The 13,946-nt window shown below is 64.0% G+C and carries 12 protein-coding genes; 10 read left to right on the plus strand and 2 right to left on the minus strand.

Going from position 1 to position 13,946, the window contains the following annotated elements; translation table 11 throughout:
• Nucleotides 1-178 precede the first annotated feature (178 nt).
• From B2790_RS02695 to B2790_RS02710, 4 genes are all read left to right on the plus strand, one after another.
• Nucleotides 179-1,684, plus strand: coding sequence for a PLP-dependent aminotransferase family protein (locus B2790_RS02695; RefSeq protein WP_286918188.1), 1,506 nt, complete (start codon nt 179-181; stop codon nt 1,682-1,684).
• A gap of 112 nt (nt 1,685-1,796) precedes the next feature.
• Nucleotides 1,797-2,867 (plus strand): sugar phosphate isomerase/epimerase family protein, encoded by a 1,071-nt coding sequence (locus B2790_RS02700; protein WP_286100017.1) that lies wholly within the window; start codon nt 1,797-1,799, stop codon nt 2,865-2,867.
• Between the two features lie 33 nt (nt 2,868-2,900).
• Nucleotides 2,901-4,166, plus strand: coding sequence for an MFS transporter (locus tag B2790_RS02705; protein WP_286918189.1), 1,266 nt, complete (start codon nt 2,901-2,903; stop codon nt 4,164-4,166).
• 414 nt (nt 4,167-4,580) lie between these two features.
• Nucleotides 4,581-5,072: a GNAT family N-acetyltransferase gene (locus B2790_RS02710; protein ID WP_286918190.1), complete on the plus strand. Its 492-nt coding sequence runs from the start codon at nt 4,581-4,583 to the stop codon at nt 5,070-5,072.
• A gap of 69 nt (nt 5,073-5,141) precedes the next feature.
• Here B2790_RS02710 and B2790_RS02715 read toward each other — a convergent pair whose 3' ends face one another.
• On the minus strand, nt 5,142-6,098 hold the full coding sequence (locus B2790_RS02715; RefSeq protein ID WP_286918191.1) for an aliphatic sulfonate ABC transporter substrate-binding protein: 957 nt from the start codon (nt 6,096-6,098) through the stop codon (nt 5,142-5,144).
• A gap of 16 nt (nt 6,099-6,114) precedes the next feature.
• Entirely contained in the window at nt 6,115-7,080 is a 966-nt protein-coding gene (locus tag B2790_RS02720; RefSeq protein WP_286918192.1) for an ABC transporter substrate-binding protein, read from the minus strand.
• Nucleotides 7,081-7,278: 198 nt separating this feature from the next.
• Here B2790_RS02720 and B2790_RS02725 point away from each other — a divergent pair, with 198 nt between their 5' ends.
• From B2790_RS02725 to B2790_RS02750, 6 genes are all read left to right on the plus strand, one after another.
• A complete protein-coding gene (locus B2790_RS02725; RefSeq protein WP_075045447.1) occupies nt 7,279-8,169 on the plus strand; it encodes a LysR family transcriptional regulator in 891 nt (296 codons plus the stop codon).
• A gap of 167 nt (nt 8,170-8,336) precedes the next feature.
• Nucleotides 8,337-9,470, plus strand: coding sequence for an acyl-CoA dehydrogenase family protein (locus B2790_RS02730; RefSeq protein ID WP_286100023.1), 1,134 nt, complete (start codon nt 8,337-8,339; stop codon nt 9,468-9,470).
• A complete protein-coding gene (locus B2790_RS02735; RefSeq protein WP_286918193.1) occupies nt 9,467-10,411 on the plus strand; it encodes a D-isomer specific 2-hydroxyacid dehydrogenase family protein in 945 nt (314 codons plus the stop codon). The genes B2790_RS02730 and B2790_RS02735 overlap by 4 nt, the downstream gene beginning before the upstream one ends.
• 17 nt (nt 10,412-10,428) lie before the next feature.
• Entirely contained in the window at nt 10,429-11,223 is a 795-nt protein-coding gene (locus B2790_RS02740; protein ID WP_286918194.1) for a class II aldolase/adducin family protein, read from the plus strand.
• Between the two features lie 155 nt (nt 11,224-11,378).
• Nucleotides 11,379-12,998, plus strand: coding sequence for an ABC transporter substrate-binding protein (locus B2790_RS02745; RefSeq protein ID WP_286918195.1), 1,620 nt, complete (start codon nt 11,379-11,381; stop codon nt 12,996-12,998).
• On the plus strand, nt 12,995-13,945 hold the full coding sequence (locus B2790_RS02750; RefSeq protein WP_075045452.1) for an ABC transporter permease: 951 nt from the start codon (nt 12,995-12,997) through the stop codon (nt 13,943-13,945). The genes B2790_RS02745 and B2790_RS02750 overlap by 4 nt, the downstream gene beginning before the upstream one ends.
• Nucleotide 13,946 lies beyond the last annotated feature (1 nt).

A 13,946-nucleotide genomic window follows, 5' to 3' on the forward strand; every position in this document is an offset into this window, starting at 1 on the left:
TCACACAGCCTGGACCCAAAGCGGACGCTTTAATCGGTCTTTTCTGCAGTATCCAGCCACCAGCCTGCGCCGGACATCAAAGCCGGACGGATGACTTATCGGGTATCGCTCGCTACCCTGAAAGCCCCGTCACCTGACGGTTTCCAGGTCAAGTCCCATTTCACCAGACGAGCATGTCATGAAATCCCCCACAGGTTTGCTGCTGTCGGCTATCGAACTGGACCGTGCCAGTGCCATACCCCTGTACCGCCAGCTGTATCTGCAGATTCGCAAACAGATACTCAACGGCAGAATTCAGGGGGGCGTGCGCCTGCCGTCGACCCGGACCTTGAGCATCGAGTTGGGGCTGTCGCGGATCACCATCCTCAATGCTTTCGATCAGTTGATTGCCGAAGGCTTCCTGGCCTCGCGCACGGGTGCAGGTACGTATGTCGGTACTGAGTGGGAAAACCGGAGTATCGAGGACGAGCAACCGCGCCAGCCACCGCGCCTGTCCGAACTGAGCCAGTCGATGCTGTCGCTGCGCAGCGATCATTTTCGCGGGGTGTCCTATGCCGACTGGGATCCCGCGACGCCGACCTCCTTCCTGCCCAGTCACAGCACCTATGAAGAATTTCCGCAAGCCATCTGGCGGCGCCTGATGAACCGTCATTTGCTCAAGCCGACCAAGGCGATTCTGGGTTATGGCGAGTTGCAAGGCTTGCAGGCGTTTCGCACAGCGATTGCCGAATACGTCTTCGATGCGCGAGGTATCGACTGCAATGCCGAGCAAGTGGTGATCGTTTCCGGCGCGCAGCAAGCGTTCAACCTGCTGGGCATGCTGCTGCTCAATCCGCAGGACAGTGTCTGGATGGAAGACCCTGGGCACATCGCCGCGCGAATTGCGTTGCAAGCCCAGGGGGCCAAGATCATTCCGTTGCGTATTGACGAACAGGGGATCGATGTCCAGCAAGGCCTTGCCGAGTGCCCTGATGCACGCCTGGTATTTTGTACGCCTTCGCGTCAGCATCCTTTGGGTGTCACCCTGAGTTATGTGCGGCGCCAGGCACTCATCGACTGGGCTGCGCAGCATCAGAGCTGGATCATCGAGGACGATTGCGACAGCGAGTTTCGCTACAGTGGTCGACTTCTCCCGGCACTGTATGCCTTGGACCAGATGGCCCGGGTGATCTACGTCGGCACGTTCAGCAAAGTGCTCTTTCCGTCACTACGACTGGGTTACGTGATACTGCCGCAGGCTCTGGTCGAGCCCTTCTGCACCCTGCGCGCGGTCATGGATCGCAGCCCGCCCACACTGCTTCAGGCCACAACGGCGGATTTCATGAGCGAAGGCCACTTCCTGGGGCACATCCGCCGCATGCGTGCACTGTACAAGGCGCGCCAGCAGGCATTGATCGAACAACTTGAACAGCAGATCGGCAGCTTTTTCAGGATCACTCCAACGGATGCCGGCATGCACCTGATCGCCTGGCTGCCTCCCGAACTCAGTGACACTGACATCGCCCGGCAACTGGCCCGACACAACATTCACACCTACGCCTTGAGCGACTACCGCATCAAGCATGACCTGCCGCCTGCCCTGTTGATCGGCTTTGCCGGCACGCCCGAAAAGCAGGCCCGGGAGCGTGTAGAGGAGCTGGCCCAGGCCTTGCGCACGCTGGGTTACCTTCCGCCGGCCACTTGATGCGAGGCAAGTGGCCTTATCAATTAGTTGATAATGGATCTATCGAGAGTTCCTGACTGGCGCGATAAAGGCTGCGCCGGTAGACCCGGAGTCTGAACCAGGAACGACTCTAATGAACAACAAGATCCAGGAACGATTCAACGCCTTGCTGAGCCACAAGGTGGTCGAACACATAGCTGCTCCAGTGCTGACCGAAGCACTGGCCCAGCGGTTGCTTGAGCGTCTCGGGCAATTGCGCCTGTTTGCCCACGCCTACCCGCTACTAACCAACCTCACCCACGGTCGTGTCACCCCCGCCGACCTGCTGGATTTTGCCTATCGCCACGAGCTGCAAGGCCTGAGCCTGCACTTGCTCGACGGCGAGGAAAACAGCCTGAGCCAGATGTCGCCAGAGCAGCTCCAGGCGTTTGCCAGCAAGGCCAAGGCGCTGGGGCTGGATGTGCACCTGGAAATCAGCAGCACGCTGAAAAAGGATGTCGACCAGGTGATCACCATCGCCAAGGCCCTGGGGGTGCGCAACATCCGCGTCTACTCACGTTACGAGGGCACGCTGTCGCGGGTCATGGACGTGATCGAGACCGACCTGCACTACCTCGCGCAACAGGCCGACGCCAACGATCTGTACTTTGACTTCGAGCAGCATGAAGAACTCAAGAGCAGCGAAATCGCGCAGTTGCTCAACCGTCTCAACCACCCTCGCCTGCATGCGCTGTTCGACTTCGGCAACATGATCAATGCCTGCGAACAGCCCCTGCAGGCCCTGCACAACCTGGCGCCGCACATCCGCCAGGCTCACCTCAAGGGCGTACGCATCGTCCCCGAACAGAACGGCTTCGGCCATTACGGCGTATTGCAAGGCAGCGACGAAGACGACCTGCCCAGCGCCCGCATGCTGTTCGAACTGTTGATGCTGGGCGAAGCAACCCCACAGGTGATCGCGTTCATTCTCGAGCAGGAAAATCACTATGTGGCCCCGGCCTTCCGCCAGAGCCTCGAAGCGGCCGATCCATTCATTGCTTACCGGGAGATGAGCGAAACGCCGCTCCCGAAAGGCTACTCGCTCGAGCGCATGCTGGCCGACGAACACCGCTGGGCGAACAATCAGGTGGCCTATGTCCGACGCTTGCTGGGCGAACTGCGCACCTTGGCTGAACTGACCCTGGCCACCCCTTCCAACGCCTGAACCTGACGACCCGATTACGCCCGGAGAACAATAATGACAACTCACAACAAGGCCAAATGGCTCAGACTCCTGATTCTCATCCTCGGTGGCGGCACCATTTACAAGTTGGCGAACCTCAAGGACGCCTTCTATGTCCCCATGCAGGAATTCATGGGCCTGAGCCACACTGAAATCGGCGTGCTGTTGAGTGCCAACGCGATCATCGCGACTGCACTGTTTGTGGTTGGCGGCCTGCTCGCCGATCGCTACGACACGCGCAAACTGATCCCCCTCGGCCTGATCGGGACCGGAGCTCTTGGGTTGTACCTGGCAACCTTTCCGCCCTTCAGCAGCTTGCTGATCGTGTTCAGCCTGTTGGCCGTCTGTGCCGACTGCCTGTTCTGGCCATCGCTGCTCAAAGCCATCCGTAATCTGGGTGACGATCAGGAGCAAGGCCGGTTGTTCGGCCTGCTGGAAGGCGGGCGTGGCGTGGTTGATACGCTGGTGGCCTTTTCCGCACTGGGCGTGTTCGTCGCCATGGGCTCGGGGGAAACCGGCCTGAAGTCGGCGATCCTGTTCTACTCGGTCATCGACATTCTGGCCGGCACCCTGACCTGGCTCCTGCTCAAGGGCGGTAACGCGCAATCAGCCGCCAAGCCGAAAAACGGTCTGGCGAACCTGATGGAGGCGATCAAGGTACCCGGTATCTGGTTGGTCAGTCTCAACGTGTTCATGGTCTACATCGTCTACTGCGGCCTGACCTATTTCATTCCCTACCTCAAGGAAATGTACGGGTTGCCCGTGGCGTTGGTCGGTGCCTACGGCATCATCAACCAATACTTCCTGAAAATCCTCGGCGGGCCTGCCGGTGGTTTCATTGCCGACAAGCAGTTCAAGAGCACCAGCCGTTACCTGAAGTGGGCATTCCTGGCGTTATTGCCGCTGATGGGCGTGATCATGCTGATTCCCAAAAGCCCGGGCTTCATCTATGCGGGGATGGCGGCCACCCTATCCTTCGCGTTGATTGTGTTCTCGATGCGCGGCGTGTTCTGGGCACCCATGGGCGAAGTCGGCATTCCCCAGCACATCACCGGCTCGGCCTTCGGCATCGGTTGCCTGATCGGCTATGCCCCCGGCATGTTTGCCTACGTCATCTATGGCGCGCTCCTCGACCACTTCCCTGGTCAACAGGGCTACAACTATGTGTTCACCTTGATGAGCATACTGGCCATCGCGGGCTTCATGGTGTCCAGCCTTCTCTATCAAGCGGTGCGCAAAAAATCCATGCCCACTGGCGGGGTCAATGCGGTACAAGCCTGATCATCGCCATGGGCTTCAGGAGGAGGGATCGTCCATCATGCCGAGCCCTCCTCCGCCCACAACGCCGGCCTGGGCGTTGCTCTCGAGGTTGTCGCTGTACCTGTGGGAGCGGCCTTGTGTCGCGAAAGGGCCGCATCGCGGCCCCTGGATTGATGCGCGATAGTTGAAATTGCTGGGGCTGCTTTGCAGCCCTTTCGCGACACAAGGCCGCTCCCACAGGGGATCGCGCCACCTTTGGGAATTTTAGCAAGACAGTTGCTTCAGGCTCCTGCTGATTCAATGAGTTATGTGCAGTTCCAGGAGAGATGACAAAAGCTGAGTGGCTTGCCAAGGTCGATCGTTGGCCATTGCAAACAGGCCTGAAGGTGCCATAGGCTGCCTTTCCATGAATCGGCCACTGACACGGGATAAACGATGATCGACCTACAAGGATGTGGAGAGTTTTCAGGCTTGGAGTGCCGGCCTGTCGGGCCCGCTGACGCAGAAATGATCTGCTCGCATCGCCAGGAGATGTTTCTTGAGGCAGGTGGCGACCCTGAAAAACTGCAAGTCATGACTCAGCACTTTCGCCCATGGTTGAAAGAGCGGCTCGGTGACGGTCGGTACTACGGTTTCAAGCTCTTGGATGGCGACCAACCTGTCGCAGCCATTGGCTTGATGAGCATTGATTGGCCTCCCCATCCATCGCACCCGACCCTGGACAAGCGTGGGTACGTGCTGAATGTGTTCGTCCACCCGGCCTACCGTCGCCGTGGCCTGGCTTCAGCCTTGATGCAGGCAGCCGACGCCGAGTTCGCTCGCCGAGGCATCACCTTCGCTGTCCTGCACGCAACCGAGACGGGTAAACCGGTCTATGAGCAAACCGGTTGGACTGGAACGTCGGAAATGGCCAAATTCATTAGTTGATAGTTACCGCTTTCGCCCGAAAGCGGACATTGAAAAGAAGACAGAACAAACCAAATAGACTACCCCACGCTAGTCTGCAACCGGCTCATACAAGCTCACCGCCTTGGCATCCACCGCCTTGGGCAACAGCCCCTCGCGGTAGAACGCATCGGCGATGCGCTGCTGCTCGGCCAGGTTCTCCGGCTTCACCGGCTGCACGTCGTAGCTGCGCCGCGCATTGGCCTGCTGCACCGTGGCACTGTCCAGGTTGCCCCATAGCGGCCCGAGGATGCGTGCTGCGGCCGCCGGGTTGGCCTTGGTCCAGACACCTGCCTCACGCAGGGCCAGGTACACCTGCTGCAGCACCTCAGGGTGGGCCTGGGCATAGTCGCTGCTGGCCAGGTAGTAGCGCTGGTAGCTGGCCAGTTCGCTGCCGTCGGCCAGGATGCGGGCGTTCTGCTGGCGCTGGGCGCTGGCCACGTAAGGGTCCCAGGTTACCCAGGCATCGACCTTGTGGTTCTCGAAGGCGGCGCGGCCGTCGGCAGGGATCAGGTAGGCCGGGGTGATGTCCTTGAAGGTCAGCCCAGCCTTGGCCAGGGCCTGGATCAGCAAATAGTGGCTACCAGCGGCCTTGGTCACCGCCACGCGCTTGCCCTTGAGGTCGGCCAGGGTCCTGAGTGGCGAGTCCGCGGGCACCAGGATGGCCTGGGCCGTTGGCGAAGGCGTCTCCCGGGCGAAGTAGGTAAGCCTGGCGCCAGCAGCCTGGGTGAATACCGGAACGGTGTCGGCAACATCCGCCGACAGGTCGACATTGCCCAGGTTCAGCGCCTCCAGCAATGGCAAGCCGCTGGGGAACTCGTGCCAGCTGACGCGAATGCCCTCGGCCTGCAGGCGTTGTTCGAGGCTGCCGCGGGCCTTGAGCAGAGTCAGCAGGGTCGAGGATTTCTGGTAGCCGATGCGCAGGGTCTGTTCGGCGCTGGCGAGGCTCGGCAGCAAGGCGCTGGCCAGCAGCGCCAGGCCAAGCTGGCGCAGGGGTTTGAAGGACATGTAGAGGTCTCCGAAGTCAGGGTTGCGCGGCCAGCGTGGCGGCATCGGGTAGGGTGAAGCCAGTGGCGAAGGTCGGTGCCACATCGAGGCGTTCGCTCATCAGGCCGTGGGCGTGGTAGAAGTCGGCGGTGTCCTGCTGTTGCGCCACGGTCTGCGGGTCGATCACCTGCCAGCGCAGCTGGCGGCGCTCGAACTGCAGGCGGGCGGCGTTCTCGGGGAAGCCGATGATCGCGGCCAGGGTTTTCGAGTAGCTGTCCAGGTGCTGGTTGGCCCAGACCTGCGCCCCAGCCAGGCGGTTGAGGTAGTCCTGCAACGCCGCGCGCCGCGCAGGTTGATCCAGCGCCTTGTCGGTGGCGGCGAGGAAGCTGTTGCCGCTGGAAAGGCCGCGGCCGTTGACCAGCACCCGGCCCTGCCCGCTCAGCTCGGCCAGCGCGGTGTAGGGTTCCCAGGTCGACCAGGCGTCCACCGAGCCGTTGGCCAGGGCGATCTTGGCGTCCACCGGCCCGAGGAAGCGGAACTCCACGTCCTTCTCGCTCAAGCCGACCTGGTCCAGCGCCTTGAGGGCCAGATGATGGCCGATCGACCCGCGACCGGTGGCGATGCGCTTGCCCTTGAGCTCGGCCGCGCTGTGCAGCTGCGCGTCAGGACGCACCAGCAGCGCCGTGCCATAGGGGTCGGACTTGTCCACGGCAATGGCCTTGACCGGTGCCCCCGAAGCCAGCACGAACAGCAGCGGCGCATCACCGATGATGCCGGCATCGATCGCCCCGGCATTGAGCGCCTCGGCCAGCGGCGCGGCAGCGGGGAACTCGGCCCAGTGGATGTCGTAAGGCAGGTCGCGCAATGCGCCTGCGGCTTCCAGCTGGGCGCGCATGTTGCCCTTCTGGTCGCCGATGCGCAGGGTCAGGCGCTCGGCGGCGCCGGCCTGGCTGGCCAGCAGCAGGGCCGCGGCCAGGGTCAGCAGCTTCGATCGGATGGACATGGCGTTCCTCGGTGTCTGGGCGGGCAGCATCATGCGGCCCGTGCCAGGCGACTCTAGCGAGATCCGTCAAATAAATTAAATTGATTTTAGGAATATCCTAATATGCGTTTTCATCTATCTAAACAGAACCGATGGCATTACCCGCCAGGCAGATTATGCTAATGCCTTATTTTCCATCCGACCCTGTGAGCGCCAGTTATGAAAATCGATGATATGGACGCCTTCGTCGCGGTCATCCGTTGCCAATCCACCAACCTCGCCGCCGAGGCCCTGCAACTGACGCAACCGGCGATCACCCGCCGGGTGCAGAACTTCGAGGAAGACCTTGGCGCCACCCTGCTCGACCGCAACACCAAGCCGCTCAAGCCCACCCCCATGGGCCTGCGGGTGTACGAGCAGTGCAAGGCGATCCTGCGCGAGATCGACTCGCTGCGCGAACTGGTGGCCAACGATGGCGCGCCTTCGGGCACCCTGCGCCTGGGTGTGCCGCAAACCCTGGGTGACGTGGTGCTGCTCGATGCCCTGGCGCAGATTCGCGAGGCCTACCCGCAATTGCGCACCCAGGTCAGCAGCGGTTGGGGCAGCAGCCTCATCGCGCGCATGGAAAACGCTGAACTGGACGCCGCCGCCGCGCTGTTCCCACCGGGCAAGATCTTCCCCGAAGGCATCGCCAGCCGCTCGATCGCGCGCATGCCGCTGAAGGTGGTAGCCGCCAAGGGCAGCGTCACCAAGCGCAGCTACAAGCTCAAGGACTGCTACACCCGTGGCTGGGTGCTCAACCCCGACGGCTGTGGTTTCCGCGCCGGTCTGCAGCGGGCGCTGAGCGAACAGGGGCTGAGCCTGTCGATCAACCTGGAAACCTTCGGCACCGAGTTGCAACTGGGCCTGGTCGCCAACGGCCAGGGCCTGGGGCTGGTGCCCGAACCACTGTTGCAGGCCAGCCGCCACCGCGATGCGCTGGATGTGATCAATGTCAGTGATTTCAAGCCGCAGGTAGACCTGTGGCTGTTCCATCCACGTTACCTGGGCAACCTGCAGGAACCGGTCGAGCTTTTCGGTGAGGTGGCAGGGCACAGGCTCCTGGGTTGACCACGCAGGGGCGCCTGGCGCCCCGCCAATAAATGCAATTCATGCATAACAGTAAAAACAATAAATTCTTAAAACAAATAATTAGCATAGAACCAAAAAGACTTTTACAGCGTTCATCCATACGAATACGGTCTTAGCAACACACCGTCATTCAGGGATGAAACCCCATGAGTCACCCCTCCGACAGCGCCCTCGCCGAGCTGACGCAGGCCCTCGCGGCCAACGCCGAACGCTACGACCGCAGCGCGCAGTTCCCCCAGGACAATTTCGACCTGCTGCACCGTCACGGCCTGCTCGCCTTCACCGTACCCCGCGCACTCGGTGGCACCGGCGCGGACCTGGCCAGCGCCCGTCGGGTGATCGGCGCGGTCGGCAAGGGCGACCCGGCTACCGCGTTGATCCTGGTGATGCAGTACCTGCAGCACTTTCGCCTGCAGGACGAGGCCCGCTGGCCCGAACACCTGCGCCAGCGCGTGGCCCGCGATGCCGTGCATCAGGGCGCACTGATCAATGCCCTGCGCGTTGAACCCGAACTCGGCACCCCGGCCCGCGGCGGCCTGCCCGCCACCGTGGCGCGGCGCACAGCCGAGGGCTGGCGCCTGAGCGGGCGCAAGATCTACTCCACCGGCAGCCACGGCCTGACCTGGTACCTGGTCTGGGGCCGCAGCGACGACGCCGACCCGCTGGTCGGCGGCTTCCTGGTGCACCGCGACACGCCCGGCATCACCATCGTCGATGACTGGGACCACCTGGGCATGCGCGCCACCTGCAGCCATGAAGTGCGCTTCGACGATGTGCTGATCCCCCTCGACCATGCCGTCAGCGTCAGCCCGGCAAGCGCACCGAAGGCCGAACTCGACGGCGAGAGCCTGCTGTGGATGGCCGTACTGCTGCCAGCGGTGTACGACGGCGTGGCCCGTGCCGCCCGCGACTGGCTGGCGGGTTTTCTCAAGCAGCGTGCCCCCTCCAACCTGGGCGCGCCGCTGGCCAGCCTGCCGCGCTTCCAGGACGTGCTGGGACGCATCGACACCCTGCTGTTCGCCAACCAGGGCCTGCTTGACGCAGCCACCGCCGGGCAGGTCGCCGCGCAGCATGCCGGGCAGCTCAAGCACCTGGTAAGCGCCAATGCCATCCGGGCCGTGGAGCTGGCCATCGAGGCCACCGGCAACCCCGGGCTGTCGCGGCGCAACCCGCTGGAACGGCACTACCGCGACGTGCTCTGCAGCCGCATCCACACCCCGCAGGACGATGTGGTGTTCGGTCAGGCCGGCCGCGCGGCGCTGGCGGAGGTGCACGCATGAGCCATTCGATCATCGCCAGCCAGCTCGACGCCCAGGCCAACCAGCACCTGCGCGAACACCTGCCGGACCATGAAGTCATCGATATCGCCCCCGGCCAGCTGGCCCTGCAAGCCCCTGCCGATGTATTCATCCTGCGCCCGATCAACGTGCGCGGGCAGCGCATCGACACCCCGCCGCCAGGCTGGCCCTGGGGCCTGAAGTGGGTGCAGCTGGTGTCCTCGGGCATCGACTTCTACCCCGACTGGGTGTTCCAGGGCACACCGGTCACCAGCGGCAAGGGCGCCAATGCCGAGCAGGTAGCCGAATTCGCCCTGGCCCTGGTGTTCGCCGCCGCCAAGCAACTGCCGGGACTGTGGGTCAAGGATGCCGACTGGCGCCTGACCCCGCTGGCGCCGTTGCGCGGCCGCACCCTGGGCATTCTCGGTTTTGGCAGTATCGGCCAGAGCCTGGCGCGCAAGGCAGTGGCCCTTGGCATGAAGGTGCTGGCCTTGAGCCGCCCCGGCCAGGCCATCGCCGAGGTGCCCGGGGTGGAGCGCGCCGCCGACCTGCAGCAGTTGTTCGCCGGCAGCGACCACCTGGTGCTGGCCGCCCCACTCACCGCCGCCACCCTTGGCCTGGTCGACCGTCAGGTGCTGGCCCATGCCCGCCCTGGCCTGCACCTGATCAATATCGCCCGCGGTGGCCTGCTCGACCAGCAAGCCCTGCTCGAGGCCCTGGACAGCGGCCTGATCGGCCGCGCCAGCCTGGATGTCACCGACCCCGAGCCACTGCCCGCCGGCCACCCGCTGTATCACCACCCACGGGTGTTCCTGTCGCCGCACACCTCGGCCATTTCCGAGGACGGCTACCCGGCCCTGCTCGAAGCCTTCATCGCCAACTTCCACCGCTACCGCGAGCAGGCGCCCCTGGCCAACCTGGTCGACACCGCGCGCGGCTACTGATTACCGGAGAGCACACCATGAGTTCACTGTCTGCCGTCACTACCAGCACCGACAAGGTGCGCGACCGGGTCAGCGCCGAAGAGTGGGAGGTGCGGGTCAAGCTGGCTGCCGCCTACCGCCTGGCCGCCCTGTTCCGCTGGACCGACCACATCTACACGCACTTTTCGGCCCGCGTACCGGGGCCGGACGAACACTTCCTGATCAACGCCTTCGGCCTGCTGTTCGACGAAATCACCGCCTCCAACCTGGTCAAGGTCGACGTCGACGGCACCATCGTCGACGACCCGCTGGGGCTGGGCATCAACCAGGCCGGCTACGTGATCCACAGTGCAATCCACCGCGCCCGCCCCGACCTGAAGGCCGTGCTGCACACCCACACCCGCGATGGCGCAGCGGTATCGGCCCAGCGCGACGGCCTGTTGCCGATCTCCCAGCACGCCTTGGCCTACTACAGCCGGGTGGTTTACCACGACTACGAAGGCGTGGCCCTGGACCTGGACGAACAGCAGCGGCTGGTGGCCAACCTGGGCGACAGCAACATCCTCATCCTGCGCAACCACGGGTTGCTCACCGGGGGGATCAGCGTCGAGCACGCGTTCCGTGAACTGCATGGGCTGGAGCGGGCCTGCAACATCCAGGTGGCGGCCCAGGCCGGGGGCAATGACCAACTGCTGCATGCATCGCAGGCGGCGATTGCCAAGGTGCATGAACAATCGAAGCGGTTTTCCGATGGCAAGGGGGAAGGCATCCAGCGGCATTGGGATGCGTTGATCCGGCAGCTGGACCGCGAGGGCCGCGATTACCAGGACTGACTGGAAGGCAGCTGTCGTCTGTACCGGCCTCTTCGCGGGTAAACCCGCTCCCACAGGTATGGCGCACCACTCAAGGAAAGTGAAATCCCTGTGGGAGCGGGCATGCCCGCGAAGAGGCCGGCACAGGTAACCCCAACTCAATGAAGGACCATCCCATGCCCCCACTGCACCGCCTGTTCACCATCAGCTCCCTGGCCCTGGCCCTCACCGCCTGCTCCCCAGCCGACAACACCTCGGCCAGCAACACCCTGAACATCGCCTTCTGGGGCGACAACACCACCCTGGTCAGCGTCGACCCCTTCCAGGTCTACTGGCTGGAGCACCGCGTACTGCTGCGCAATGTCGCCGAGTCCCTGACCGACCAGGACCCGCAAACCGGCCGCATCATCCCCTGGCTGGCAAAAAGCTGGGAGGTCAGTGCCGATACCCTGAGCTACACCTTCCAGCTGCGCCAGGACGTCACCTTCAGCAATGGCGAACGCTTCGACGCCCACGCCGTGAAAACCGCCTTCGACAGCAACAAGGCCTTCGCCACGCAGCTGCCGGCCACCTTCGGTGCTACCTACCTGGCAGGCTACGACCACGCCGAGGTGCTGGACGACTTCACCGTGCGCCTGGTCCTGGCCAAACCCAACGCCGGTTTCCTGCAGGCCACTTCGACCACCAACCTGGCCATCCTTGCGCCGGCCTCCTACAAGCTGACCGCCCAGACGCGCTCGCTGGGTAACATCATCGGCACCGGCCCGTTCATCCTCGAGCACTACACCCCGGAGGTGGGCGCACGCCTGGTCAAGCGTGCCGACTACGCCTGGCCATCAGCCAACATGCACAACCAGGGCCCGGCGCACCTGGATGCCGTGGACATCAGCTACATCCCCGAGGAAAGCGTGCGCAACGGCCTGTTCCTGCAGGGCAAGGCCGACATCCTGTGGCCGCGCAACCCGTTCTCGGAAGTCGACCTGAAGCTGTTCCAGTCCAAGGGCGCGACCATCCAGAGCCGCTCGCTGCCGGGCCCGGCGCTCAACCTCTACCCCAACACGCGCAACGACCGCCTGCTGGCCGACCGCCAGGTGCGCCTGGCACTGCAGAAGGCCATCGACCGCACCAGCTACGCGCATACCGTGTACAACGCCGCGTTCCCGGTGGTGAGCGGCGTTTACGACGTCACCACGCCGTACTTCAAGCCCCAGGCCGACAAGCTCGCCTATGACCCCACGGGCGCCGAGCAACTGCTCGAGGCCGCCGGCTGGCACAAGGGCGAGGACGGCTACCGGCACAAGAACGGCCAGCGCCTGACCCTGCGCTACAACCTGACCCCGGCCGAAAGCGCCGGTGACGTGCTGGTGCAGGACCAGTTGCGCAAGGTCGGCATCGATCTCAAGCTCAATGTGCTGACCCGCGCCGAATGGGTGGCCGGGAACGCGTCCGGCAACTACGACCTGACCTCCACCTACATGACCCGCGCCGACCCGATCATCCTGCAGACCATCCTCGACCCGCGGGCAGCAAGCAGCACCACGTTGGCCACCAACACCTACGAACCGCACACCCTGGCCAGGGCCCAGGCGCTGTTCGACAGCGGCATCACCGCCACCGCCGCCCCGCAACGGGCCCAGGCCTACGGCCAGCTGCAGGACCTGCTGGTCGACGAGGCGTCGGCGTTCCCGCTGTACGAACGCGTTTGGCAAGCCGCCACCGCGCCGCGGGTCAAGGACTTCCGCTGGACTGCAGAAGGCTTCGCGCTGCTCAGTGACATCCAGGTCGGCCAGCCATGAAACGCTACCTGATCGGCCGCATCGGCCAGGCCCTGTTGGTGCTGTGGGGCGCCTACACCATCACCTACTTCATCCTCTACCTGCTGCCGGGCGACACCCTGGCGATCATGCTCAGCGCCTCGGGCATGGAGGCCGATGGCCTGTCACCCGAGGACCTGGCCAAGGCCCGTGCCTACTACGGGCTGGACAAGGGGTTGCTCGAGCAGTACTTCGACCTGCTGTGGCGCGCCCTGCACGGTGACCTCGGGCAGTCGCTGTCACTGGGCCGGCCGGTCACTGCGCTGCTGGCCGAGCGCCTGCCGCAGACCCTGGCCCTGGCCGGCGCGGCCATCGCCCTGTCGCTGCTGGCCGGGGTCGGCCTGGCCTACCTGACCGCCTACCTGCAATGGCGGCCACTGAAGACCGCCCTGGCACGCCTGCCGTCGCTGGGTTTCTCGGTGCCGGTGTTCTGGATGGGCCTGCTGCTGATCCAGGTATTTGCCTTCGCCCTCGGCTGGTTCCCGGCCACCGGCAGCCAGGGCCTGGCCAGCCTGGTGCTGCCGGCGATCACCTTGGCGATCCCCAGCGCCGCGGTGTACGCCCAGGTGCTGCAGCGTGGCTTCCAGGGCGTGTGGCAGGAACCCTACATCACCACCGCCTTCGCCAAGGGCCTGAGCCGGGCCCAAGTGCAGGCGCGCCATGGCTTGCGCAACGCGGCCTTGCCGCTGCTGACCCTGATCGGCCTGCAGGTCGGCAATACGGTATCCGGCGCGGTGCTGGTGGAAACCATCTTCTCGCGCAACGGCGTCGGCCGCCTGGCCCAGGAGGCCGTGCTGCGCCAGGACATCCCGGTGGTGCTGGCGATCGTCGCGGTATCGGCCACCGCCTTCGTGGTGGTGAACCTGATCGTCGACCTGCTCTACCCGTACCTCGACCCACGCATCACCCACACGGCCAAGGTGAGCTGAG

The sequence above is a fragment of the Pseudomonas sp. UBA6753 genome, from assembly GCF_002453565.1.
Lineage (GTDB): Bacteria > Pseudomonadota > Gammaproteobacteria > Pseudomonadales > Pseudomonadaceae > Aquipseudomonas > Aquipseudomonas putida_Z.

What these genes read in the sequence shown, in the direction of transcription:
- B2790_RS02710 (WP_286918190.1), top strand. Translation starts at nt 4,581, where the DNA reads ATGATCGACCTACAAGGATGTGGAGAGTTTTCAGGCTTGGAGTGCCGG.
- B2790_RS02725 (WP_075045447.1), top strand. Translation starts at nt 7,279, where the DNA reads ATGAAAATCGATGATATGGACGCCTTCGTCGCGGTCATCCGTTGCCAA.
- B2790_RS02700 (WP_286100017.1), top strand. Translation starts at nt 1,797, where the DNA reads ATGAACAACAAGATCCAGGAACGATTCAACGCCTTGCTGAGCCACAAG.
- B2790_RS02750 (WP_075045452.1), top strand. Translation starts at nt 12,995, where the DNA reads ATGAAACGCTACCTGATCGGCCGCATCGGCCAGGCCCTGTTGGTGCTG.
- B2790_RS02730 (WP_286100023.1), top strand. Translation starts at nt 8,337, where the DNA reads ATGAGTCACCCCTCCGACAGCGCCCTCGCCGAGCTGACGCAGGCCCTC.
- B2790_RS02705 (WP_286918189.1), top strand. Translation starts at nt 2,901, where the DNA reads ATGACAACTCACAACAAGGCCAAATGGCTCAGACTCCTGATTCTCATC.
- B2790_RS02695 (WP_286918188.1), top strand. Translation starts at nt 179, where the DNA reads ATGAAATCCCCCACAGGTTTGCTGCTGTCGGCTATCGAACTGGACCGT.
- B2790_RS02740 (WP_286918194.1), top strand. Translation starts at nt 10,429, where the DNA reads ATGAGTTCACTGTCTGCCGTCACTACCAGCACCGACAAGGTGCGCGAC.
- B2790_RS02715 (WP_286918191.1), bottom strand. Translation starts at nt 6,098, where the DNA reads ATGTCCTTCAAACCCCTGCGCCAGCTTGGCCTGGCGCTGCTGGCCAGC.
- B2790_RS02720 (WP_286918192.1), bottom strand. Translation starts at nt 7,080, where the DNA reads ATGTCCATCCGATCGAAGCTGCTGACCCTGGCCGCGGCCCTGCTGCTG.
- B2790_RS02735 (WP_286918193.1), top strand. Translation starts at nt 9,467, where the DNA reads ATGAGCCATTCGATCATCGCCAGCCAGCTCGACGCCCAGGCCAACCAG.
- B2790_RS02745 (WP_286918195.1), top strand. Translation starts at nt 11,379, where the DNA reads ATGCCCCCACTGCACCGCCTGTTCACCATCAGCTCCCTGGCCCTGGCC.